Below are 25,594 nucleotides of genomic sequence, written 5' to 3' on the forward strand. Positions count from 1 at the left end.
CGCATTGTGTACGGCCGCTTGCCGTAGCCTTGCCCCACCGTAGTTTTTCCGTTGACAGGCAGGTCCGGGAGACTGACGAATGCTGGTAGGCACGTACAACCCATGGCTGGTGGCCACCTCGCTGCTGGTTGCCGTCATGGCTTCGTATACCGCCCTGGCCATGGCCGGGCGCACGGTGACTGCACCTGGCCGCGGTGCCACCTGGTGGTGGCGGCTGGGCGGCGGGTTTGCCATGGGGCTGGGCATCTGGTCCATGCACTTCATCGGCATGCTGGCCTTCGACCTGCCCATTCCGCTGGGCTACGACCTGCCCATCACCCTGGTGTCGCTGGCGCTGGCCATCGCCTCGTCGGTGTTCGCGCTGTGGCTGGTGTCACTGCAGACCCTGCCGCATGGCCGCCTGGCCGGCGGCGCGGTGCTGATGGGCACCGGCATTGCCAGCATGCACTACGTGGGCATGGCCGCGCTGCGCATGCAGCCGGGCATCGACTACCAGCCAGTGTGGCTGGCGCTGTCGCTGCTGGTGGCCGTGGCCGCATCGTGGACCGCGCTGTACGTGGCCTTCCGGCTGCGCGCACAGAACACCCGCAACGTTGATCGGTTGACCGCCGCCGGCCTGCTGGGCCTGGCCATCGTGGGCATGCATTACACCGGCATGGCCGCCGCCCGCTTCCCGGAAGGCAGCGTGTGTGGGGCCGCCGTTGGCGACGGCCTGCGCAGCACCTGGCTGGCGGTGATGGTGGTGGTGCTGACCGTGGCCATTCTGGCGGTGGTGCTGGTGGTGTCCTGGCTGGAACAGCGGGTGGAGGCGCAGCTGCTGCGGCTGCGTAATTCGCTGCTCAGCACCTCGCTCACCGACGCCCAGCAGGAACTGACCCAGGCCGCCCTGCACGACCCCCTTACCCGCCTGCCCAACCGCCTGCTGCTGCAGCGCCGGATCGTGCAGGCGCTGGCCGAGGCCGAACAGCGCGGCAGCCGCTTCGCGGTGATGTTCATGGATCTGGACGGCTTCAAGCAGGTGAACGATGCCTATGGCCACCAGGCCGGCGACGCCCTGCTGGTGGCCGTGGCCGAACGCACCCGCCAGCTGCTGCGGCCCAACGACATGCTGGCGCGGCTGGGCGGTGACGAGTTCGTGCTGGTGGTTCGCATCGAACACGATGAAGACCTGCCGACCCTGGCCCGGCGCATCCTGGAAGCGGTGGGCGGCGGCCCGCTGCTGCCCGACAACGAACTGCAGGTGACCGCCAGCATTGGCGTTGCCATTTGTCCCGACCACGCCGCCAGCGAACGCCAGCTGATGGCCTTTGCCGATGCGGCGATGTACCAGGCCAAGGAGTCGGGCCGCAACGCCTTCGTGCTGTTCTCTGACTGGATGAACGACAGTGCCGAACAGCAGTTCCGGCTGCTGGCCGACCTGCGCCGGGCGATCGGTACCGACCAGTTGTTCCTGCACTACCAGCCGAAGATCCGCGTGGCCTCGCAGGCCGTGGCCGGCGCCGAGGCGCTGATCCGCTGGCGCCATCCCGAACAGGGCCTGATCCCGCCGGACCGCTTCATCCGCCTGGCCGAGCGCAGCGGTGCCATCCACGATATCGGTCGCTGGGCGCTGGAACAGGCCTGCCAGCAGTTGCGCCGCTGGCACGATGCCGGCCATGACGGCTGGTCGATGTCGGTGAACCTGTCGCCGGTGCAGTTCAGTTCACCGCACCTGCTGCGCGATGTGGAAGACGTGATCGAACGCTACGCCATCACCCCGCGCCACCTGGTGCTGGAAATCACCGAAAGCACGGTGATGCGCGATACCGATACCAGCCTGCGCCTGCTGCAGAGCCTGTCGGCGCTGGGCGTGGGCATTTCCATCGATGATTTCGGCACCGGCTATTCCAGCCTGCTGTACCTCAAGCGCCTGCCGGCCACCGAAATCAAGATCGACCACGCCTTCGTGCGCGATCTGGAACACAGCCCGGAAGACGTGGTGATCGTCTCGGCCATCGTGGCCCTGGGCCACGCGCTGGACATGGACATCGTGGCCGAGGGCGTGGAAACCGCCCCCCAGCGCGCCTATCTGGAACGGCTGGGCTGTGATTACCTGCAGGGCTACCTGCTGGGGCGCCCGGTGGACCCGGCCCGCTTCATGCAGCTGCACGACCTGCCGCGGCCGCGGGTAGAGCTGGCCAACCCACCGCCGCGCTGACGCGTCCGCCCGCCGGGCATGGCGCGGCGCTACCGCCCGGCTCTGGTAGGTGCCAACCTTGGTTGACACTTCCCACCTCCGCCGGGCATGGCCCGGCGCTGCCACCCCGCTCTGGTAGGTGCCAACCTTGGTTGGCACATTCGCGCCCTTCCCGCGCTGGGAAGCCAGCCGCGGCCAGCGCAGCTGGCAATTGCCCGGCATGCGCAATACGCTTTCCCGGACATCGGTGAATGGAGTATGCGTATGTCAGGGAAGAGTTCATTCGAAAGTCCGCGCTGGCACCGTGACCTGCTTCGCTTCCTGCCGCTGAAGAGCCAGTTCGTGCTGTCCGGCAATGTGCGAGATCTGCAGGCCGGCGAACTGCAGCCCGGCCTGGTCACCGCGCAGGGCTTCAACCAGCACCTGTGCACCACCCTGCTCGACGAAGGCTTCAGCCACGTCCTCGGCTGGGACCCGCTGGCCGGCTTCCGCGTTCTGAGCCGCGCAGGCGCAGAGCCCACCGACGGCGATGCCTTGCTGCGCGAGCTGGGGCTGACCCCAGCCAACGGCGCCGCGCCGGCCGGCATCGACCTGCTTTCCGCCACCCTGCCACGCTTGGTCAGCCGAAGCGGCGATCCCATTGCGCTGATTGTCGATTTTGCCTCGCGCTTGACCGTACGCAGCGACAATCTCAGTGCCGCCGAACACCAGTTGTTCACCCAGGCCTTGGTGCTGGCCCACCAGGCCCGCAGCCGTCCGGCCACAGCGGCGCGCAGACCGTTCTTCAACAGCATTCTGTGGATCGTGGAGAAGGAAGGCGATCTGCCCGATTGGCTGGTGGTGGCCAACCCCCGCATCCGCGCAGTTTCCGTCGCAAAGCCCGACCAGCAGGTACGCCGCGCACTGGCGCCCGCCCTGCTGAAGGGTTTGGCCGGTGCGGCTACGGCCACGCCCGATGCCATGGCAAAAGCGGTCGATGCCTTTGTCACCGAAACCGAGGGCCTGCTGCTGCTGGACCTTACCGCCATCACGCAACTGGCCCGGGTCGAGAACGTGGGCATGGAACAGATCAGTGACGCGGTACGCCGCTACAAGATCGGCGTCACCGAAGACCCTTGGCTTCGCATCGACCGCCCGCGCATCCGTGCAGCGCAGGACTATGTGCAGCAGCGGGTGAAGGGCCAGGACCACGCCGTGACCCACATGCTGGACATCGTCAAGCGCGCGATGACCGGCGTCGGCGCGCGCCGCAAGGGCAACCGGCCACGCGGCGTGGCCTTCCTGGCCGGGCCCACCGGTGTCGGCAAGACCGAACTGGCCAAGACCGTCACCAGCCTGCTGTTTGGCGACGAGGGCGCGTACATCCGTTTCGACATGTCCGAGTTCAGTGCCGAGCACGCCGACCAGCGGCTGATTGGTGCCCCGCCCGGCTACGTGGGCTACGACGTTGGCGGCGAGCTGACCAATGCCATCCGCGAGAAGCCCTTCAGCGTGGTCCTGTTCGACGAGATCGAAAAGGCCCATCCGCGCATTGTCGACAAATTCCTGCAGATACTCGACGATGGTGTGCTCACCTCCGGTCGCGGCGACCGCGTTTATTTTTCCGAGGCGCTGATCGTCTTCACCTCCAATCTTGGCATCTATCGCCAGGGCGAACATGGTGAACGGGTGGCCAATGTGCTGCCCGGCGAAGCGTTCGAACAGGTGCAGGAAAAGGTCCACGCCGAGATCGACCGCCACTTCAAGCTGGTGCTGAACCGGCCGGAGATCCTGAACCGCATCGGCGAGAACATCATTGTTTTCGATTTCATCCGCGTTGAGGTCGCCGTGCAGATCTTCGAGCAGATGGTGGATGCCACCCTGCACGACCTGCATGCCCAGCAGTTGACGGTGACCCTGGCCGCAGAAGCGCGCGCCACGCTGCAGGCGCAGTGCCTGCAGGACCTGTCCAACGGCGGCCGCGGTATCCGCAACCAACTGGAGGCGCGTCTGCTGAACCCGCTGGCACGCAGCCTGTTCGACCAGGACGCGCAAGCCGGCGAGCACTTCGTCATCACCGCCGTGCAGCCTGGCGGGCTGGCCGTGGAACGGGCCTGAGCATGCAGGTCAGCCTGTCGCGCGTGCATTTCCCCATCACCACACTGGGGCCGGGCCACAGGCTGGGCATCTGGTTCCAGGGCTGCAGCATCCGCTGCCCCGGCTGCATATCGGCCGATACCTGGGGGCCGGGGCATCGCCGCATCGAGGTGGACGTGCTGCTTGAGCAGCTTGCACCGTGGTGGCAGCAGGCCGACGGGGTGACCATTTCCGGCGGCGAGCCGTTCGACCAGTTCGATGCACTCCTGGCCCTGTTGCGCGGCCTGCGCTCGCGCGGCCCGGGCGACATCCTGGTCTACAGCGGCCATGCGCTGGAAGCGTTGCAGGCGCCACTGCACCGTGCAGCAGGCCTGATCGACGGCCTGATGAGTGACCCCTACCTGGCGGATGCCGGGCAGACCCGCGCGTTGCGTGGAAGCGACAACCAGCGGTTGAGCCTGCTGACCGACCTTGGCCGTGATCGGCTGTCCGAGCTTGAGCGCCCGATCCTGCCCTCCGACAAGGTGCTGGACATCATGTTCGACGAGGACGGCAGCCTGTGGATGGCCGGCATCCCCCGACACAACGACCTGCTGCGCCTGCGCGGAATGCTGCGCGCGCAGGGTCATCACCTGCAGACCAGCGCGCACGCCCCCAGCGGCGAAGACGTGGAGTAACCGCATGATCCGATTCTGCCCCAACTGCCACACCGAACGCGGCCTGCATGAACTGTTCTGCGACGGTGCAATCGGCGCGCAGCCCTGCGGCTGGGACCTGGCAGGCGAGCCCATCCATGCTGATGGTTGGCGCCCGCGCACCGTGCGCACCCAGGATGAGGTCGCCGAAGCGCCGCACGACACGCGGGTGGAGGCCCACTGCAGCAACGGCCACGCACTGGAACCCGGCGACCTGCTGTGCCTGCAGTGTGGTGCCGAGCCCGCCCCCGCAGACGCAGGCGGCGCACCGTCCGTGGTCGAAGATGCCAGCGGCGGCGAAGCCGATACAGGCACCGGCGAAACGGTGATCGACCAGTGGCGGCTGCTGCGCCAGATCAGCAGCACCGATGGCATCCGCGAGCGTTACCACGCCGAGCATGCGCAGAGCGGACAGGTGGCGGTGCTCACCCTGTACCGCGCGGGCGCAGAGCCTGACCCTGCCGTCTATGATGTCATTCGACGGTTGCCGCGCGACCACGTGCCGGACATCATCGCGACCGGCCGTTGGGACGACCGTGCCTACGAGGTGGTGGAAATGCTGACCGGCGGCAGCCTGGCCGACCTCGGCAGCGTCATCGCCGATGGCGATGCCGTGCGCCACGTGGTGCGCGAGCTGGGCCAGGCCCTGCATGCGTTCAACGAAGCAGGCCTGCGCCACCGTGACCTGCGCCCGGCCAGCCTGTTGGTGCGCGCGCGCGCGCCGCTGGACATGGTCATCAGCGGCTTCGGCTCGGCGCGCTTGTCCGAATACGATCTGGACATCGTTTCGCCGCTTGAAACAAGCCGCTACATGGCACCCGAAGCCATCGCCGGGGGCGTCGCCGCCGCGTCGGACTGGTGGAGCCTGGGCATGATCCTGCTGGAGCAGCTGACCCAAGGCCGCTGCTTTGAAGGCACCCACGCCAACGCCTACCTGATCCACGTGCTGGCCAATGGTGTACCGATTCCGGCGGACATCGATCCTGACCTGCAGCTGCTGCTGCGCGGCCTGCTGGTGCGTGACCGCCACCAGCGCTGGCAGTGGCCGGAGGTTTCGGCCTGGTTGGCCGGCCTTGCCGTCGCCGCGCCACCCTCGGCCACGCAGGAGCGTGACGAGGGAGACGGCGCCAGCCTGCGCCTGGGCGAACGACGCTTCCAGCGGCCTGCGCTCTTCGCCCTGCAGGCCGCACAGGCCGAGCACTGGAACGAGGCACGTGACAGCCTGTTGCGCGGCGTCATCGTCACCTGGGCCGACCAGGCCGGGCTTCCTCCCTCCACGGTGTCGGCACTGCGCCAGGTGGTCCAGCACGAAGGCGTGGAGGAGGATTTCCGGCTGATGCTGGCACTGAAGATCCTCAATCCGGAAATGCCGCTCATCCATCGCGGCAGCATCGTCACCCCGGGCTGGCTGCTGGAGAACCCGCTGGAAGGCTACCGCCTGATCAGCGGCTCGGTACCGGACCTGCTCGAACAGCTGCAGACCGATGCCTGGCTGTCGCGGCTGAAGCTGCGCGCACAGAACGTGCGACAGCGCGCGCTGCACCAGCAGATCGACCTCATTGAAGAGGTCCTGCGTGTGTACCTGCTGTCCACCTCGCGGGCACGCCTTGCCAGTCAATGGCAGGAGCGCCAGCGGTTGCTGCCGGATACGGACCACCCGGGACTGGCGAGCCTGGCCGAACGCCGGCTGGTGACCGAGGAAGACCTGATCGTGCTGCTCAGTGCGGCCATCGGGCAGTTCCGCTCGGTCGAGGCCATCGTCGCCGATGCCACCGCACTGGCGGCCAAGGCGGGCGTTCACGAATGGGATGCCGCCGCGGCCACCCTGCTGCTGCAGCACCCGCGCAGCGAGCTGTACCGAGCGATGGACGAACGCATCCTGGGCTTCGCCCGATGTGGCATGCCGGTCATCGACAGCTGGGCCGAGCAGTTCCGTCTGGAACGACGCATGCCGCTGGCGCGCGCCCTGGTGGTGCTGGCCGTTCCCGGCAGCCGCTGGCAGCAGCCGCAACGGCAGCAGTACGTTGCCCAGATCCTGGATTTCTTCGAGAAGAAGGTGGTCACCGCGGTCATGCGCGGACCGCTGGTGCGGATGAGCATCGGCAAGACCACTGCGCGGGTGGACATGCACGAGCTGGACAGCACGCGGCGCCCTGCCGCCGCCCTGCTCGACCACCTGATGCAGCGCAACGCGCGCGCCGTAGCAGCCGATCCGGAAGCCTTCGAGCGCAGCCCAGTGGTGGAACAGCGGCTGCGTTCGCTGTTGCGGCAGAGCACCCTGTACAAGCGCGATACCGGCATCGACGGCCTGTACCTGGGCTTCCCCTTCCTGCTCAGCCGCGATCCACGCAGCACTGCACGCGCACGCATCATTCCCCTGCTGCTGTGGCCGGTGCGACTGGAAATGGAACTGGCCCAGCACGGGTTGGCCAACCTCGCCTTCGACGGCGAGCGCGAGGAAGTGCGGATCAATCCAGCGCTGGAAAGCATCGTGGGTCCGGACGCGTTCCGTCGCTGGCAGACATCGGCCGATGAGCTGCTGGGCCGCTCGTCGCTGCGTGCCTCTGACGTGATGGATGCCTTCGGCATGCTGGCTCGTGTCCGCTCACGCAGCCTGACGGCACTGCCGGGCCCCGACGTGGTGGTCGATCCGGTGGGCGATGAGCTGGAATGTGCCGCCGTCCTGTTCCATGTCACCTTCATGGGCCAGGCGATTGGCGAGGACCTTCGCCAGTTGAAGGTGCTGCCCCCCAACGGCACGGGCCTGGAAACGGCCCTGCGCCTGGCGCCGCCTGCTGGCGATGCGGCAGCGGCCTCCGCTCCGGCCGAGCTGCAACGCTTCTTCACCGTGGCCAGCGACCCATCCCAGGAAGCGGCGGTCCTGCAGGCCCGGCAAGGTCCAGGCCTGTTGATCGAAGGGCCACCGGGCACCGGCAAGAGCCAGACGATCGTCAACATGGTGGCCGATGCCATCGGTCGTGGACGCAGCCTGTTGATCGTCTGCCAGAAGCACGCCGCCCTGGAAGTCGTGCACAAGCGCCTGGTTGCCGAAGGCCTGGACCAGCGCGTGGTGATGCTCAACGACGTGAACCGCGACCGTGAACCGGTGATCCGTTCCATCCGTGAGCAGTTGGAGCGCTTGTTCGCCGGGGGCAGTGGCGACCCGGACGGGCGCGCAGCGCGCGAGCGCACCGCCGCCCGTATCGAGGCGCTTGAGGGCGACCTGGATCGCTTCCAGCACAGCCTGCACCGCATCGATCCGCTCAGCCACCTCAGTTATCGCCAACTGCTGGGCGAACTGATCGAACTGGAAAGCGGCACGCCGCCCCTGGAATTCCCCGCGCTGCGACAACGCCTGGGCGCACTGGACATGGCCCAGCTCACCGCGCTGGAAGAGCAGTGCGCCCCGCTGGTGCGCTGGTGGCTTCCAGCGCGCTACGAAGACAGCCCGCTGGCGGACCTTCGCCCGTTTGCCGCCGACACCGCCACGCTGGACGCATTCGCCGAAAGCCTGCAGTCGTTCATGCAGGCCGAACAACAACGCAAGCAGACATTGGCTGAACACCCTGCCAGTTTCGAGATCGAGGACGCGGCGCCGTACCGGACCTGGATCGATGCGCATGTGACCACGTTGTTGGCCCTGCGCGACGAACAACGCCAGCGTCTGGCGCGTTGGCTGCCGCTGTTCCGCAGCGCCACCGCGGGCGAGCCGGTGGCGGGCGACCAACTTATCGTGCAGTTGCGGCGGGTCGAGCAACATCTCCGCGGCGCGCCCCACGGCAGTGCCCTGCCCGGCCTGTCGCCCGCGCTGGCCAGACGGGATGAAGCCGCCCTGCGCCAGCACGAACAGGACATTACCGAGGTGATGGGCCGTAGCCGCTGGTGGGCCCGGTTGAATCCACGCCACATCGTGCAGCGCGGCCGCCTCAACCGCCTGCTGCGCGACCATGGCAGCGCCACGTCTGGCGTGGGTCTGCCGGCCCTGCTGGGCGCCGTGCGCCTGGCGCTGCACATGAACCCGTTGCGCCACCAGTACAACAGCGCCCGTCTGGCGCTGGGACTGCCGGCGATGGGCGACGATGGCGATGCCGACCTGCTGCCACACCTGCAGCAGGACATCACCGGGCTGCTGGAGGTGCAGACACTGGCCCGCGCCGTGGCACAGTCGCCCCGCGCCCAGCAGACCGACACCGCCATGCTGACCGCCGACAAAGCCCAGTTGCAGGTGCTGCTGGATGATCTGGACGCCTCCCTGCTCAGGCACGCCGCACGCCAGGCCAGCCTGCGCCCCCTGGCGGTGCTCGACGACTGGCTCGACGAGCGGCTGGCCCAACAGTTGCGGCACAACGTCCTGCGCAACCTGGACAACCAGCTCGCGCTGGACCGTCTGCACGGCGCGCTGCCCAGCCTGGCGGCCTATCAGCAGTTCCGCGGCCGCGCCGGCCTGCTTGATGAAGCGGCCTGCCAGTTGCTGGCGCTGCTGCGCCAGCGTGAGGCGCAGTTGGATGCCTTGCCCATCGACCAGCTGGAAGGCGCCGTGCGCCGGCTGCTGAACCGCGAAGCCCGGCTTGGTTGGAAGCATCGTATCGAGCATGCCCTGCCCGAACTGCAGTTCAGCCAGGACGAAGCCCGCGCGAAGATCACGGCCCTGGCCGAGGCCGACCGGCAGATGCGCCGCCTTAACCGGGAACTGCTGGGCAGCCACTTGGACATGGCCGCGCTGGGCACCCGCAAGCAGTGGGAAGATGTTACCCGGCTGACCGGCCGCCGGTCGCGGCGCCTGCGCGAGTTCATCGAACTGGGCAGCGCGCTGGGCCTGATGCACCTGCGCCCGGTCTGGCTGATGAATCCGGATGTGGCCAGTCGTGTGCTGCCGCTGCAGGCCGGCCTGTTCGATACCGTGATCTACGACGAAGCCTCTCAGATGCCGGTCGAGTACGCGCTTCCCACCTTGTTCCGGGGCAAGGTCACCATTGTCAGCGGTGACGAAAAACAGATGCCGCCCACGGCCTTCTTCTCCAGCCGCGTGGAAAGCGATGAGGCCGAGATGTTCGATGGAGATGAACCGGACGCCGAGGCCGACGACGCCCAACGCGAGGCCTTCGAGGACGATTGGAACCGCCGCGAGATCAAGGACTGCCCAGACCTGCTGCAGTTGGCGCGTACCGTCCTGCCAAGCACGACCCTGCAGATCCACTACCGCTCGGCGTATCGCGAGCTGATCAGCTTCTCCAACGCGTCCTTCTACGGTAACCGCCTCAACGTGCCGGTACGCCACCCGCTGGCGCGCATCCAGCAGATCAAGCCGTTGCAGCTGATCCAGGTCGATGGTCTGTACCAGAACCAGACCAATGCACTGGAAGCCGAACGCGTGGTGGCCTACCTGCAGGACCTGTGGCAGGCGCCCCCGGCACAGCGCCCTTCGGTGGGCGTGGTGACCTTCAACCGCAAGCAGGCCGAGCTGATCGAGGACCAGATGGAACAGCGGGCCAGCGAGGACGAGCCCTTCCGCCTGGCCCTGCAGCAGGAGCGCGAGCGCATCGTGCAGGGCGAGGACATGTCGGTGTTCATCAAGAACGTGGAGAACGTGCAGGGTGACGAGCGCGACGTGATCGTGTTTTCCACCACTTTCGGCCGCAATGGCCAGGGTACGTTCCGGCGCAACTTCGGCGTGCTCGGCCAGACCGGCGGCGAGCGGCGGCTGAACGTGGCCGTCACCCGTGCCCGGCAGAAGGTGGTGATGATCACCTCGATGCCGATCAACGATGTGTCGGACCTGTTCGCGACCCAGCGCGCCCCCGCCAGCCCGCGCGACTACCTGCAGGGCTACCTGGCCTATGCCCGCGCCCTGTGTGCAGGGGAATTCGAGGCCGGCACGCGCCTGCTCGGCCGCCTGCAGACCGACCGCAGCCATGTTCCCACCGCCGCGCGCGGCGCGCAGGACGGGTTCGTCGCCATCGTGGGCGACTATCTGCGATCGCTGGGCTGGGCGGCCAATCCAGCCAACGAGGGCGATGCGTTCGGTCTGGATTTCGCCATTGAAGACCCGAGTACCGGCCTGTACGCCATCGGCATCGAATGCGATGCGCCCAGTCACGCCCTGCTGCAGCGCGCCCGCGCCCGGGAAATCTGGCGCCCGGCAGTACTGGGGCGCGCCATTCCCAGGCTGCACCGTGTGTCATCGCAGGGCTGGTACCACGACGGTGATGGCGAGCGTGCACGCTTGCGCCAGGCAGTGGAACAGGCCATGGGGCATGCCGACCCCTCCAGCAAACCCCTGCATGCGTCCAACCAGGAGGCGTCGGCATGAGTGGTCCGAAGGTGGTCCGCATCCAGTCCGAAGCCGAGCTGCGCGCCCTGCGCGAGGACATGCTACGCCTGCTTGAACGCGACGTGGAGCGCTGGCTGGAACGCGCCCACACGCTGCAGCCCCTGGAACAGACGCAGCGCACCGCCGTGTTGGCGCGCCGTGAGCGCCTGCGTGTGGCACTGACCATCAGTGACAACGCAGGCTATGCCCGCCAGGTGGAGGCCGAGCGAGCCTGGCTGCGCGCCGACCTGGACGAGCGCGAGGCGCATGCGATCGAACAGCGCATCGCCCAGCGCCAACGCAGCCGACGCCAGCAGGAGAATGCGGCGACGGTGCTCAACGCACTGCGCAGCGGCGGTCTGGCAGTGGATGCAGCGCTGTTGCAGGCCCTGACCCGGTTGGCGGAAGGCCGCACCGAAGCCGATGCAGAAGGCCTGTTGGCCCGCGCCACGCTGGCGCTTGCCGCAGACGTGCCGCGCGAGGCACTCAGCCCATCACAGCGCAACCTTGCCCAGGCGCTGCGTGAGGAGGGCCAGGAACGCAACGCGACCTGGCAGGCGCCGGCAGCCGAGCGTGACCCACGACTGCAGCGCATTGACCGGCACATTGCCGAGCTGCAGCTGCTGCAGGAAGCGGCACCGGCCGCTTCATTCGAGGACGCCCTGCGTGCGGCGGAGGCCGAGCCCAACACGCAACGGCGCAATCTGCTGCTGGACAGTCTGGTGCTGGATCTGGCCAACGCCGCTGCGACCTGCCGCCAGCAGCGCAGCCACCTCACCCATCTGCACGACCTGGCGCACCTGCTGGATACGCTGGACGGGGACAACCACCGCGAACTGCTGCGCCAGATTGCAGGCGCCGATGCCAGCGCGCCGGCTGCCCACCTGCAGGCCTTGGCCGCGTCATGCCAGCACGCCATCGATCACTACCACCAGGTGCGGGCCGCTGCGTCGCGTCGTGCCGTGCTGCTGGCCGGCCTGGCCGAACTGGGCTACGAGGTCCGCGAAGGCATGGCAACGGCCTGGTCCGACCAGGGGCGTGTGGTGCTGCGTCGACCGGCCAGCCCCGGCTACGGCGTGGAACTGGGCGGCAATGCCGGCAGCGGTCGGCTGCAGATCCGCGCCGTGGCGATGCACACCGAGCGCGACCGAAGCCGCGACCGCGACGTGGAAGCCATCTGGTGCGGCGATTTCTCGCGCCTCAAGGCACAGCTGCATGCGCAGGGCAGCGACCTGCAGATCGAGCGCGCGCTGGGCGTGGGCGAGGTACCGCTGAAGGAAGTGGAGGCCAGCCCCGAGCCCGCCCGCGTGCTGTCCGATTCCGCAAGCCGCCCCCGCCAGGCCTGATCCGCCGGGCATGGCCCGGCGCTCCCCCCCCTGCTCTGGTAGGTGCCAACCTTGGTTGGCACCCTCTCACCTCCGCCGCGCATGGCCCGGCGCTACCGCCCCTGCTCTGGTAGGTGCCAACCTTGGTTGGCACTTCTCACCCCGCCGGGCACGGCCCGGCGCTACCGCCATCTTCCGGTGGGTGCCATCCGCCGGGCATGGCCCGGCGCTACCACCCCTGCTCTGGCAGGTGCCAACCGCCCCCAACCTGGTGGGTGCCAACCTTGGTTGGCACCGCTCTGCCGTCACGGAACAGTTCTTGCACGCACCCCGGCACTCCCCGCCGTAGTGCACCGCGATGTCCGAAAACGAAGACGCAGGCGAAAAAACCGAACAACCAACAGAAAAACGCCTGCGCGACGCCCGTGAACAGGGCAACATCCCGCGTTCGCGCGAGCTGGCCACCGTGGCGGTGTTCGGCGCGGCAGTCATCGCCATCATGGCCACCAGCAGCTCCATTGCCGCCGGCGGCCATGCCTGGATGCGCGCCGCGCTCAGCCCCGAACCGGCCCTGTGGCAGAACCCGCAAGCCCTGTTCGGCCACTTCGGCTGGCTGTTCCTGCGCCTGATCCTGGCCTGCTGGCCGCTGCTGGTGGTCTGCTTCCTGGCCAGCTTCCTGTCCCCGCTGGTGATGGGCGGGCTGCGCTGGTCGAACAAATCGCTGATGCCCGACCCCAAACGGCTCAGCCCGATCGCCGGCCTGAAGCGCATGTGGGGTGCCGAGGCCGTGGCCGAGTTCACCAAGTCGCTGCTGCGCGTGGGCTTTGTCGGCGCCGCGGCCGCCTTGGTCTTTGCCAGCAGCTTCGATGCCCTGCGCGGGCTGCTGCACCAGCCGCTGGAATCGGCCATCGGCCACGGCCTGGCCTTCACCCTGAAGCTGCTGCTGGCCACCGCCGGCGCCATGCTGCTGCTGGGCGCCATCGATGCGCCGTACCAGCGCTGGAACTGGATGCGCAAGCTGAAGATGACCCGTGAAGAGCTGCGCCGGGAAATGAAGGAAAGCGAGGGCAGCCCCGAGGTGAAGGGGCGCATCCGCCAGCTGCAGCAGCAGATGGCCAACCGCCGCATGATGGAAGCGGTGCCCACCGCCGACGTGGTGGTGGTCAACCCCACCCACTACGCCGTGGCCCTGAAGTACGAAGGCAGCCGCATGAGCGCCCCCACCGTGGTCGCCCTGGGCGTGGACGAAACCGCCCTGCGCATCCGTGAAGTGGCCGACGGCAACAAGGTGGCCATCGTCTCGGCCCCGCCTTTGGCACGCGCCTTGTATCGGGAGGGTCAACTCGGCAAGGAAATTCCCGTGAGACTGTATTCAGCCGTCGCCCAGGTGCTGTCCTACGTCTACCAGCTGCGCAGCTGGCGGACCGGCCCGATGCCGTCCACTCCCAACATCGACGTGGATGAATTCGGCACTGGAGGCCGCCCATGAACGCCCAGACCTCTGGTTTCAACAGCCGCCGCGTGCTCGACATGATCCGCCAGGGTCTTGGCGCGCCGCTGATCGTGCTGGCCCTGCTGGCCATGGTGGTGGTACCGCTGGCCGCCCCGGTGCTCGATGCGCTGTTCACCTTCAACATCGCCATCTCGCTGATGGTGCTGCTGGCGGTGGTCTACGTGAAGCGCCCGCTGGATTTCACCATCTTCCCCATCGTGCTGCTGGTCACCACCATGCTGCGCCTGGCGCTGAACGTGGCCTCCACCCGCGTGATCCTGCTCAACGGCCAGAACGGCCACGAAGCGGCCGGCAAGGTGATCGCCGCCTTCGGCGAGTTCGTGATCGGTGGCAACTACGCGGTCGGCATCGTGGTCTTCGCAATCCTGACCATCATCAATTTCGTGGTCATCACCAAGGGTGCCGGCCGCGTTTCGGAAGTGACCGCCCGCTTCATCCTGGACGCCATGCCCGGCAAGCAGATGGCCATCGACGCCGATCTGAACGCCGGTTTGCTGACGCGTGAAGAGGCCAAGGCCCGCCGCGAGGAAGTTCGCGAAGAAGCCGACTTCTACGGTGCGATGGACGGCGCCAGCAAGTTCATCCGCGGCGATGCGATCGCCGGCATCCTGATTCTGTTCATCAACATGCTGGGCGGCCTGGCCGTGGGCGTGCTGCAACATGGCATGCCGTTCGGTGAAGCGGCGGCCACCTACACCCTGCTGTCCATCGGCGACGGCCTGGTAGCGCAGCTGCCGGCCCTGCTGGTATCCAGCGCCGTGGCCATGCTGGTCACCCGCGCCTCGCGTTCACAGGACATGGCCCAGGCCATGACCGGCCAGGTGTTTGGCCAGTACCGCGCGCTGGCCATCACCGCCGGCATCATCGGCCTGGTCGGCCTGGTGCCGGGCATGCCCAACGTCGCTTTCCTGACGCTGGCCGCCATTCTGGGCTTCATTGCCTGGAAGCTGTACCGCAAGACCCAGCTGCCGGCGGCCGACGCCGCCGCCAACGCTGCAGAGAACGGCGCGGTGAACGCGCTGGGCCGCCCTGCCGCGCCGGCAGCGACCGCCGAACTGAGCTGGGACGAACTGCGCCCGGTCGATCCGCTGGGTCTGGAAGTGGGCTATCGCCTGATTCCGCTGGTGGACAGCAACCAGGGCGGCGAATTGATGGCGCGCATCAAGGGCGTGCGCCGCAAGCTGACCCAGGATGTCGGCTTCCTGATTCCCTCGGTGCATATCCGCGACAACCTGGAACTGGCCGCCAACGCCTACCGCGTACTGGTGCACGGCGTGCCGGTGGCCACCGCCGAAATCCACCCCGACCGCGAACTGGCGCTGGACCCGGGCAGTGCGCTGGGCCCGCTGGATGGCATTGCCGGCAAGGACCCCGCCTTCGGCCTGGATGCCACCTGGATCCAGCCGCACCAGCGTGCACAGGCCGAAACCCTGGGCTACACCGTGGTCGACCCGGCCACCGTGGTCGCCACCCACCTGTCGCACCTGATCCGCGAGCATGCGCCGGAACTGCTGGGCCACGAAGAAGTGCAGCACCTGCTGGCCAACCTGGGCAAGAGCGCGCCCAAGCTCGTCGAAGATCTGACGCCCAAGGCGCTGCCGCTGTCGGCGGTGGTGCGCGTGCTGCAGAACCTGCTGATCGAACGCATTCCGATCCGCCAGCTGCGCAAGATCGCCGAAGCCTTGGTCGAGCACGCCCCGTCCAGCCAGGACCCGGCCACCCTCACCGCTGCCGTGCGCAACGCGCTGGGCCGCTTCATCGTGCAGGAGATCGCCGGAATGTCGGCGGAGCTGCCGGTGTTCACCCTCAACCCGCAATTGGAACGTGTCTTGCAGGAGTCCACGCAGGGCAACGGCGCCGCGCTGGAACCCGGACTCGCTGAGCGACTGCACCAGAGCCTGGCCGAATGTGTCAGCAAGCAGGAAGCCCGCAACGAGCCCGCGGTTGTGCTGGTACCGGGCCCGGTGCGCGCCGCGCTGGCCCGCCTGGTCCGCCACAGCGTTCCCTCGCTGTCGGTCCTGGCCTACAGCGAGGTGCCGGAGGACAAGCGCCTGAAGCTGGTCGGAACGATCAGCTGACGCCGCCCTCCGCAGCGCCAGAAAACAGACACCACTCTTCACTTGCAGCAACCGACAGATTCCAAGGGGAACCCGAACCGTGCAGACCACCGACCACCCGCGTTCTCCGACCGCCAATCCGCCGTCTTCGACCCGTGATCACAGCATGAAAATCAAACGCTTCGTCGCCGCCGACATGCGCTCGGCCATGAACCTGGTGCGCAAGGAACACGGGCCCGATGCCGTGATCCTGTCCAACCGCCGGATCGAAGAAGGCATCGAAATCGTGGCCGCCGCCCATTACGACGAAGGCGTGGTGCAGCGCGCACTGGATGCCTCGCGCCGCGATGTCGCGCCGCCGCCGGCACCGAAGCCGCGCACCGCCGCCGATGCCGTCATCGCCGCGGTCACCCGCCGCCGCAGCGCCACCCCGGCGCCGGAGCCGATCGCGGCCACCACCTCGGCCGTGGCGGCCCTGGCCCGCGCCGCCGTCGGTGCCACCGGCCGCACCCTGGACAGCGCCGACGAGATCGTGCCGACCCGCGGCAGCACCGGCTTCGCCGACACCCTGGCCCGCGCCAGCGTCAACGAACCGGCACTGCCGGAACAGATCTTCGCCCCGTTCGCCCAGGCCATCGTCGCCCCGCCGGCACCGGCCGCTGAGGCCGCTGCACCGGCCCCGATCAACCGCGCCCGCTTCCTGATCGATCCGCCGCACGACGAACCGCAGGACACTGCCGCCCTGCCGCCGCCGCTGCCGGTAGCAGCCGAAGCAACCACCGCAGCCGTGATCGCCGCCGAGCCGCCGATGGCCGCCGAGCAACCGTCCCCGGCACTGGCCGCAGCCGCGCCGCAGCCCGAACCGGCCCCGCAGCTGATGCCGGCGCCGGTGGTGACCGTGGTGGCCCAGGATGACGCCGAGATCCGCCAGCTGCGCCAGGAAGTGGCCGGCATGCGCCAGGTGATCGAGCGAGAGATGAACCGCTTCACCGACGAACGCCTGCGTGGCAACGCGGTGCGCGGTGCGGCGCTGGACCTGATGGACGAGTACGGCTTCGATGCCGGCCTGGCCCGCGACGTGGCCATGCAGATTCCGGCCGAGACCGAGGCCCACCGTGGCCGCGGCCTGATGCTGGGGCTGATCTCGCGCAAGCTGCCGATCGCCCCGGTCGATCCGCTGGAAGAAGGCGGTGTGATCGCCCTGGTCGGCCCCACCGGCGCCGGCAAGACCACCACCATCGCCAAGCTGGCCTCGCGCTTCGCCGAAAGCCACGCCGCCCGCGATGTGGCCCTGGTCACCACCGACACCCTCCGCGTGGGCGCCCGTGAACAGCTGTACGGCTACGGCCGCCAGCTCGGCATCGCGGTGCACGAAGCCAACAGCGGCACCGACCTGGACCAGCTGCTGGAACGCCTGAAGGACTACAAGCTGGTGCTGATCGACACCGCCGGCCTGGGCCCGCGCGACCGCGCGCTGGCCGCCCAGCTGCAGTGGCTGCGCGCCGCCCGCCAGGTGCGCACCCTGCTGGTGCTGCCGGCCAACACCAGCTTCGGCGACATGGACGAGGTGGTCCGCCGCTTCGGCGCGGCCAACCTGCAGGGCCTGGTGCTGAGCAAGCTGGACGAGACAGGCCGCTTCGGCAACGCCCTGTCGGTGGCCGTGGACCACCAGCTGCCGATCACCTGGGTGACCGATGGCCAGGACGTGCCGGACGACCTGCACCGTGCATCTGCAGCCAATCTTGTACTTCGCCTTGAAGATTTGCGCCGAGCGGCCGATATGCCCTGCAACCCGGAGTTGAACCATGCCGTCGCGTGAGTACGCCAAGCTGACCACCACCTTCCCGCTGACGGCCACCCGCAGCGAGCCGCTGGGCCCTGTGCGCACCATTGCGGTGACCGGCGGCAAGGGCGGCGTGGGCAAGACCAACGTGTCGGCCAACCTGGCCGTGGCGCTGGCGGGCATGGGCAAGCGCACCCTGTTGCTGGACGCCGACCTGGGCCTGGCCAACATCGACGTGATCCTGGGCCTGAACCCGACCTTCACCCTGGCCGATCTGGTGGCCGGCCGCTGCTCGCTGGACGATGTCATCATCGAAGGCCCCAACGGCGTGCTGGTGGTCCCGGCCGCGTCGGGCCGCCGGCACATGGCCGAACTGGCCCCGGCCGAGCACGTGGGCCTGGTCAACGTGTTCTCCGAACTGGAACGCGACCTGGACATCATGGTGGTGGACACCGCCGCCGGCATCAACGACGGCGTGCTGACCTTCTGCCAGGCCGCGCAGGACACCGTGGTGGTGGTCTGCGATGAGCCGGCCTCGATCACCGACGCCTACGCCCTGATCAAGGTGCTGTCGCGCGAACGTGGCGTGGACCGCATCCAGGTGGTGGCCAACATGGTGCGCGACCCCAACGAGGGCCGCGTGCTGTATGAAAAGCTGACCCGCGTCTGCGAGAAGTTCCTGGCCGATGTCTCGCTGAACTACCTGGGCTGCGTGCCGCAGGATGACTGGCTGCGCCTTTCGGTGCAGCGCCAGCAGCCGTTGGTGAAGGCCTACCCGTCCAGCCCGGCCGCGCTGGCGATCACCGAGATCGCCCGCCGCACCGCCCGCTGGCAGGCCCCGACCGAGCCGCGCGGTGGCGTTGAATTCTTCCTGGAACGCATCCTGAAGCAGCGCGGGGTGACCGCATGAAAGGCGCAGCCCAGTACAAAGAGGTGCAGCGCGCCTCGGCCACCGACGTGATCGTGCAGCACTCGGACCTGGTGCGGCGCATCGCCCACCACCTGGCCGCGCGCCTGCCGGCCAGCGTGGAAGTGGACGACCTGATCCAGGCCGGCATGATGGGTCTGATCGAGGCCTCGCGCAGCTACGACGCCGACCAGGGCGCTTCGTTTGAAACCTATGCCTCGATCCGCATCCGCGGCTCGATGATCGACGAGATCCGCCGCGGCGACTGGGTACCGCGTTCGGTACACCGCCGCGCCCGCGATGCCGCCGCCACCATCCGCCGCCTGGAACAGAGCAGCGGCCGCGCCGCCAGCGCTACCGAAGTGGCCGCCGCCATGGAGATGCCGCTGCCGGACTACCTGCGCCTGATGGAAGACGCCTCGCGCGGCCAGGTGCTGAGCCTGGAATCGCGCATCGAAGACCAGGGCGAGCTGGACACCATCGCCCAGGGCGGGCCCACCCCGCAGCAGGTGCTGGAGCGCGGCGAATTCGGGCGCGAGCTGGGCAAGGCCATCGGCCACCTGCCCGAACGCGAACAGCTGGTGCTCTCGCTCTACTACGAGCAGGAACTGAACCTGAAAGAGATCGGCGCGGTGCTCGGCGTGAGCGAATCGCGGGTCTGCCAGATCCATGGCCAGGCAGTGCTGCGCCTGCGTGGCCGACTGAAAGTCTTCGAGGCGGCCGACGCCGGCCTCGAGAATTGAACAACAAAGGAACTCTGCTTTGAACAAGAACATGCGCATCCTGATCGTTGACGACTTTTCGACCATGCGTCGCATCGTCAAGAACCTGCTGGGCGATCTGGGCTTCACCAATACCGCCGAAGCCGAGGACGGGCATGCTGCGTTGTCACTGCTGCAGAGCCAGCCCTTCGATTTCGTGGTGACCGACTGGAACATGCCGGTCATGACCGGCATCGAACTGCTCAAGGCCATCCGCGCCGACGCCAAGCTGAAGACCCTGCCGGTGCTGATGGTCACCGCCGAAGCCAAGCGCGAGCAGATCATCGAAGCGGCACAGAACGGGGTGAACGGCTACATCATCAAGCCGTTCACCGCGCAGACGCTGGAAGAAAAGCTGGGCAAGATCTTCGAACGCCTGGCGGCCAGCGCCTGATGGATACCACGGTCGACAAGAGCGCCCTGGCCCTGCGCCTGCAGGAAGCACTGGATGCACTGGATGCAGGCGATGAGAGCGCCTGGCGCCAGCGCATCGACAGCCTGGTAGCCGCACGCACCCAGCCGATGATGAGCGGCCTTTCGCGGCTGGCCCGTGAACTGGGCCAGGCCCTGGGCGAGCTGCCGACCGTGCCCGACGAAGCCGGCGAGCTGGATGACGCCTGCGCGCGCCTGGACCACGTGGTGGCCATGACCGAGCAGGCCACCCACCGCACCCTGGACCTGGCCGAAGAATGCCGCGCCCTGACCGAACAGCTGCGCGCCGATGGCCTGCAGCCCGGTCAGGACGTGCAGCTGGAGCGCATCCGCCACAACCTGACCGAGATCGCCCTGACCCAGAGCTACCAGGACCTGACCGGGCAGATCATCCGTCGCGTGGTCGGCATCGTCCGCCGCGTGCACGAAGGCTTCGGCGCGCTCGGCCTGCCGCCGGAACAGCATCGCACCGACCCGGAACTGGCCGGGCCGGCACTGAAGGGACTGGACCGCCACGCGGTCTCGCAGAACGACGCCGACGACCTGTTGTCGGACCTGGGGCTGTAAGCATGAGCGCGGTTGCCGACGACATCACTGCCGATTTCATCATCGAAGCACAGGAGATCCTCGATCGCCTGGGCGAACAGCTGGTGTCGCTGGAACAGGCACCGCAGGACAGCGAACAGCTCAATGCCGTGTTCCGCGGCTACCACACGCTGAAGGGCGGCGCCGGCTTCCTCGGCATCACCGCCATGGTCGAGCTGTGCCACGCCGCCGAAGAAGCACTGGGTTCGGCCCGTGCCGGCCAGGCCGTGCTGCAGTCGCACCACTTCGACGCGGCGCAGCAGTCGCTGGATTACCTGCAGTCCATGCTCGACGCCGTTTCATCGGGCACCGAACCGGGTTACGCCCCGCCGGAACTGATCGCCCAGTTCGACGTGCATGGCGGCGCCGCACCTGCTGCCAGCACCACGGCGGCAGCCGCACCGGCTGCCGGCGGCAGCGACCTGATCACCGACGATGAGTTCGAAGCGCTGCTGGACCAGTTGCACGGCGGCGGCGCGCCCACGGCCGTGGCCCCGGCGAAGAAGGCCGACGATGGCCTGATCAGCGAAGACGAATTCGAGGCCCTGCTGGACCAGCTGCATGGCGGCGCCGCACCCGGCAGCAAGCCGGTGGCTGCAGCGCCGGTTCCGGCCCCGGCGCCGCGCCCGGCGGCGACCCCCGCCGCTGCGCCGGCCAAGCCCGCCGCGGCCAAGCCGCTGGCCGAAGCCGAACACACCGTGCGCGTGGACACCAAGCGCCTGGACGCCATCGTCAACCTGATCGGCGAACTGGTGCTGTCACGAAACCGCCTGAAGACCCTGCGCACCCGCCTGCGCGATGAAGAGCTGGACCGTGCGGTGTCCACCCTGGATATCGCCACCGCGCGCCTGCAGTCGGCGGTCATGCGCACCCGCATGCAGCCGGTCGGCAAGGTGTTCTCGCGCTTCCCGAAGGTGGCCCGCGATGTGGCCCGTTCGCTGAAGAAGGAAGTCGATCTGGAACTGATCGGCGCCGAAACCGAGCTGGACCGCAACCTGGTGGAAGCGCTGGCCGATCCGCTGGTGCACCTGGTGCGCAACGCCATCGACCATGGCGTGGAAATGCCGGACCTGCGCGAAGCACAGGGCAAGCCGCGCATGGGCCATGTGCGCCTGTCGGCACAGCAGGAAGGCGACTACGTCAGCATTGAAGTGCAGGACGACGGCGCCGGCATCGATCCGGAAAAGCTGCGCGCCAAGGCGCGCGAGAAGGGCCTGATCGACCCGGAGGCTGCCGCCCGCCTGAGCAGCGAGGAATGCCTGCACCTGGTGTTCCTGCCCGGGTTCTCCACCAAGCAGCAGGTCACCGACATTTCCGGCCGCGGCGTGGGCATGGACGTGGTGCAGTCGCGTATCCGCGAACTGAGCGGGCAGATCCAGATCCAGTCCGAACTGGGCCGCGGCAGCCGCTTCCTGATCCGCGTGCCGCTCACCCTGGCCATCCTGCCGACCCTGCTGGTGCAGGCCGGCGAGGATGTCTACGCCCTGCCGCTGGCCCGCGTGATGGAGGTGCTGCACGCACCGCGCACCTCGCTGGGCTGGTTCGACGGCCGCGCCGTGCTCGACCGCCGCTCGCACACCCTGCCGCTGATCGATCTGCGGCAGTGGCTGGATGTCACCCCGGCCGCCTCCAGCCTGCTGACCATCGTGGTGCTGCAGGCCGGCGAGGCCCGCTTCGGGCTGGTGGTGGACCAGGTGCGCGGCCGCGAAGAAGTGGTCATCAAGCCGCTGCCGAAGGCGCTGCGCGGCCTGCGTGGCTATGCCGGGGCAACGCTGATCGGCGATGGCCGCATGGCCCTGATCCTGGACGTGGACGGGCTGAGATGAACCCGGCCGGGCGCTGCCCGGCACCCCGAAAACTGTGACTACCGTCTGTACACGCGCCACCGGTGTCTCAAGTCCCATTCACACACGCCGATACCGGACCCATGGATAGACTCAGCCTCATTGGACTTTTCCTTGCCCTGGCCTCACTGGTCGGCGGCAGCATCCTGAAGGGCGCCGGCCTGGCCTCGCTGTGGTCGCCGGCCGCCTTCGTGATCGTGATCGTCGGTACCGTGGCGGCCATCCTGCTGCACACCGCCCCGGCCGTGTTCAAGCACGCCTTCAAGATCGTGCGCTGGGTCGTGCGCCCGCCGCACAGCGACCGTCGCGAACTGATCCAGCAGATCGTGGAATGGAGCAACATCGCCCGCCGCCAGGGCCTGCTGGGCCTGGAATCGCAGGTGGAAGCACAGCGCGATCCGTTCCTGCGCAAGGGCCTGCAGCTGCTGGTGGACGGCGTGGAGCCCGAATCGATCCGGCACATGCTGGAAATCGAACTGGGCAGCCAGGAGCACCAGGACCAGGCCGGCGCCAAGGTGTTCGAAGCCATGGGCATCTATGCGCCCACGCTGGGCATCATCGGTGCCGTGCTGGGCCTGATCGCGGTCATGAAGAACCTGGCCGACCCCAGCAAGCTGGGCCACGGCATCGCCGCCGCGTTCACCGCCACCATCTACGGCATCGCTTCGGCCAACCTGCTGTTCCTGCCTATCGCGGCCAAGCTGAAGGGCGTGATCGCCCACAACTCGCGCGACCGCGAAATGGTGATCGAAGGCCTGATCTCGATTGCCCAGGGCGAGAACCCGCGCAACATCGAAACCAACCTTTCCGGCTTCCTGCACTGACATGGCCCGCCGCAAGCACCACGAAGAGCACGCCAACCATGAAGCATGGGCGATCCCCTATGCCGATCTGATGACGTTGCTGCTGGCGTTCTTCGTCGTGATGTACGCCATTTCCTCGGTGAACGAGGGCAAGTACCGCATCATGGCCGATGCGCTTACCGATGCGTTCGGCGGCGCCCCGCGCACCATCAATCCGGTGCAGGTGGGCAACAAGCAGGTGCAGGGCGGTGGCTGGGACAGCCCCTCGGTCATCAAGTCTGGCACCAAGATCGGCCCGTCCGCGCCGGCGCCATCGCACGACCCCACCCTGCTGCCGTCGATGGCCTCGCAGATGCGCATGCCGGTGTCGGTGCACAACCAGGAACAGATCGCCCGTGCCGAGCGCCAGCTCAGCAGCATCGCCGACCGCCTGACCGCCGCACTGTCGCCGCTGATCGACCGCGGCATGATCAGCGTGCGCCGCACCGAACTGTGGATCGAGGTGGAGATCAACAGTGACATCCTGTTCCCCACCGGTTCGGCGGCACTGGACGTGCATGCGCGGCAGACCCTGGCCAGCCTGGCCGAGGTGCTGCGCGATGTGCCCAACAGCGTGCGCGTGGAAGGCCACACTGACAATATTCCGATTGCCACCGCCACCTTCCCGTCGAACTGGGAACTGTCGGCCGGTCGCGCCGCCAGCGTGGTCCACCTGTTCGCCGACCAGGGCGTGCAGCCCTCGCGCCTGGCCATGGTCGGCTACGGCCAGTTCCGCCCGCGCGATGCCAACGACAGCGCCCAGGGCCGCAACCGCAACCGCCGGGTGATGGTCATCATCCTGGCTGACACCAGCCACGCGGTGGACCCGCTGGGTGAGCGCCTGAACGCCGCCACTGGCCAGACCGATACGGCCGCACCTGCGGCCAGCACCGCCGATGCGGCGACGGCACGCCCCCCTTCCCCCCTTGCACCGGTGCAGTTGCCGCCGGTGTCGGCAGGCAGCCATGTCGGCGCCGCCGTTCCCCCTGCAATGAAGGAGTAATCCGATGCGCATCTGGGCAGTCGCCAACCAGAAGGGCGGTGTCGGCAAGACCACCACCACCCTCGCCCTCGGTCGCGGCCTGGCCGCGCTCGGCCACCGGGTCCTGCTGATCGATCTGGATCCGCACGCCTCGCTCACCCGCGCCTTCGGCGTGCCGGTCGAGCCGGCGCCTGCCGGGGTCCTGGAACTGTTCGGCGCACCGCCGGCCGATCTGGCAACGCTCAGCCACCCCAGCCCGATCACCGGCCTGGACTACGTCTGCGCGCAGGCCTCGCTGGCCACGCTGGAACGCCGCAGCGCCAACCAGCCCGGCCTGGGCCTGGCCCTGCAGAACGCGCTGGCCCGCCACCAGGGCCAGCACGATTACATCCTGCTGGACTGCGCGCCCACCCTGGGCCTGCTGATGATCAACGCACTGGCCGCGGCCGATCGCCTGATCATTCCCACCCAGGCCGAACCGCTGGCGCTGCACGGCCTGGACGGCATGGTGCGCACCGGTGAAATGGTCGAGCGCTCGCGCCGCCGCCCGCTGCCGATCTCGATCCTGCCGACCCTGTTCGACCGCCGCACCCGCGCGGGCAACGAATCGCTGCGCAGCATGCAGGACCGTCACGTCGGCCGCGTGTGGGAAGACGCCATCCCGCTGGACACCCGCATCAGCAACGCCGCCGGGCTGACCCTGCCCAGCGTGGGCGAGGACTACCCGGGCCGCGGCCTGGCCGCGTACCGCCGCGCCCTGAACTGGATCCTGGGCGAAGACGAGCGCGCACTGGAGCAGGCGGCATGAGCACCACCGGCGTGCTGGACGACTATCTGGACGAACTGCTGGGCGAAGCCATCGTGTCGCCGCCGGTTGCCTTCGCCGTGGCCGCCGAACGCGAGCCCACCCGGGACGATCTGCCGGCCGAAGTGATCTACGAAACCGAAGACACCGACGGTAGCGCCGGGCCACGCCCGGCGAGCGCAGCGGTGTCCGAACCCGCCGTCGCCGCTTCCGAACGCGAACCGACCTGGGACGACCTGCCGGCCGAAGTAATCTACGAAACCGAAGACGTTGCGGCTGTCGCCCAGAGCGACAGCGCAGCGCTGGAGGCCGCCTTCGACGCCGTGGCCGTCGCCGCGCCCGAACGCGAGCCCACCTGGGACGACCTGCCGGCTGAAGTAATCTACGAAACCGGAGACGTTCCCGCTGTCACCCAGAGCGACAGCGCAGCGCTGGAGGCCGCCTTCGACGCCGTGGCCGTCGCCGCGCCCGAACGCGAGCCCACCTGGGACGACCTGCCGG

Annotated in this window: 16 protein-coding genes and 1 pseudogene; all 17 read left to right on the top strand. The window is 68.3% G+C overall.

Annotation, left to right across the window (positions count from 1 at the left end):
* The first annotated feature begins 79 nt into the window (after window positions 1-79).
* A complete protein-coding gene (locus G4G00_RS17585) occupies window positions 80-2,197 on the top strand; it encodes a bifunctional diguanylate cyclase/phosphodiesterase (RefSeq protein ID WP_108753031.1) in 2,118 nt (705 codons plus the stop codon).
* 243 nt (window positions 2,198-2,440) lie between these two features.
* The gene (locus G4G00_RS17590; protein WP_164275377.1) at window positions 2,441-4,273 is read left to right on the top strand and encodes an AAA family ATPase; all 1,833 of its coding nucleotides are present in this window, start codon (window positions 2,441-2,443) and stop codon (window positions 4,271-4,273) included.
* Window positions 4,274-4,275: 2 nt separating this feature from the next.
* The gene (locus G4G00_RS17595) at window positions 4,276-4,929 is read left to right on the top strand and encodes a 4Fe-4S cluster-binding domain-containing protein (RefSeq protein ID WP_108753029.1); all 654 of its coding nucleotides are present in this window, start codon (window positions 4,276-4,278) and stop codon (window positions 4,927-4,929) included.
* Between the two features lie 4 nt (window positions 4,930-4,933).
* Window positions 4,934-11,257, top strand: coding sequence for an AAA domain-containing protein (locus G4G00_RS17600; RefSeq protein ID WP_108753028.1), 6,324 nt, complete (start codon window positions 4,934-4,936; stop codon window positions 11,255-11,257).
* Entirely contained in the window at window positions 11,254-12,603 is a 1,350-nt protein-coding gene (locus G4G00_RS17605; RefSeq protein WP_108753027.1) for a hypothetical protein, read from the top strand. The genes G4G00_RS17600 and G4G00_RS17605 overlap by 4 nt, the downstream gene beginning before the upstream one ends.
* 337 nt (window positions 12,604-12,940) lie before the next feature.
* Window positions 12,941-14,071, top strand: a complete 1,131-nt coding sequence (gene flhB, locus G4G00_RS17610; RefSeq protein WP_164275380.1) for a flagellar biosynthesis protein FlhB — start codon at window positions 12,941-12,943, stop codon at window positions 14,069-14,071.
* Window positions 14,068-16,173 carry a flagellar biosynthesis protein FlhA gene (gene flhA / locus G4G00_RS17615; protein ID WP_108753025.1) on the top strand — a complete coding sequence of 702 codons (2,106 nt, stop codon included), beginning with the start codon at window positions 14,068-14,070 and terminating at the stop codon, window positions 16,171-16,173. The genes flhB and flhA overlap by 4 nt, the downstream gene beginning before the upstream one ends.
* Window positions 16,174-16,318: 145 nt before the next feature.
* Entirely contained in the window at window positions 16,319-17,971 is a 1,653-nt protein-coding gene (gene flhF, locus G4G00_RS17620; protein WP_108753024.1) for a flagellar biosynthesis protein FlhF, read from the top strand.
* Complete coding sequence (locus tag G4G00_RS17625) at window positions 17,958-18,845, top strand: MinD/ParA family protein (protein WP_164275382.1); 888 nt, start codon at window positions 17,958-17,960, stop codon at window positions 18,843-18,845. Before flhF ends, G4G00_RS17625 begins: the two co-directional genes overlap by 14 nt.
* Window positions 18,842-19,585: an RNA polymerase sigma factor FliA gene (locus G4G00_RS17630; RefSeq protein ID WP_108749547.1), complete on the top strand. Its 744-nt coding sequence runs from the start codon at window positions 18,842-18,844 to the stop codon at window positions 19,583-19,585. Before G4G00_RS17625 ends, G4G00_RS17630 begins: the two co-directional genes overlap by 4 nt.
* 19 nt (window positions 19,586-19,604) lie before the next feature.
* The gene (cheY, locus tag G4G00_RS17635) at window positions 19,605-19,997 is read left to right on the top strand and encodes a chemotaxis response regulator CheY (protein ID WP_005413247.1); all 393 of its coding nucleotides are present in this window, start codon (window positions 19,605-19,607) and stop codon (window positions 19,995-19,997) included.
* The gene (locus G4G00_RS17640) at window positions 19,997-20,602 is read left to right on the top strand and encodes a protein phosphatase CheZ (RefSeq protein ID WP_108753022.1); all 606 of its coding nucleotides are present in this window, start codon (window positions 19,997-19,999) and stop codon (window positions 20,600-20,602) included. Before cheY ends, G4G00_RS17640 begins: the two co-directional genes overlap by 1 nt.
* A gap of 2 nt (window positions 20,603-20,604) precedes the next feature.
* On the top strand, window positions 20,605-22,446 hold the full coding sequence (locus G4G00_RS17645) for a chemotaxis protein CheA (protein ID WP_164275385.1): 1,842 nt from the start codon (window positions 20,605-20,607) through the stop codon (window positions 22,444-22,446).
* 101 nt (window positions 22,447-22,547) lie between these two features.
* Window positions 22,548-23,288, top strand: coding sequence for a flagellar motor protein (locus G4G00_RS17650; protein ID WP_108749544.1), 741 nt, complete (start codon window positions 22,548-22,550; stop codon window positions 23,286-23,288).
* A gap of 1 nt (window position 23,289) precedes the next feature.
* Window positions 23,290-24,309 carry a flagellar motor protein MotD gene (motD, locus tag G4G00_RS17655; RefSeq protein ID WP_164275388.1) on the top strand — a complete coding sequence of 340 codons (1,020 nt, stop codon included), beginning with the start codon at window positions 23,290-23,292 and terminating at the stop codon, window positions 24,307-24,309.
* A 4-nt stretch (window positions 24,310-24,313) separates the two neighbouring features.
* On the top strand, window positions 24,314-25,096 hold the full coding sequence (locus G4G00_RS17660) for a ParA family protein (protein WP_108753019.1): 783 nt from the start codon (window positions 24,314-24,316) through the stop codon (window positions 25,094-25,096).
* A pseudogene (locus tag G4G00_RS17665) lies at window positions 25,093-25,594 on the top strand (chemotaxis protein CheW); the annotation flags it as partial. The gene G4G00_RS17660 and the pseudogene G4G00_RS17665, both read left to right, overlap by 4 nt.

The sequence above is a fragment of the Stenotrophomonas sp. B1-1 genome (genome assembly GCF_010894375.1).
Taxonomy (GTDB): domain Bacteria; phylum Pseudomonadota; class Gammaproteobacteria; order Xanthomonadales; family Xanthomonadaceae; genus Stenotrophomonas.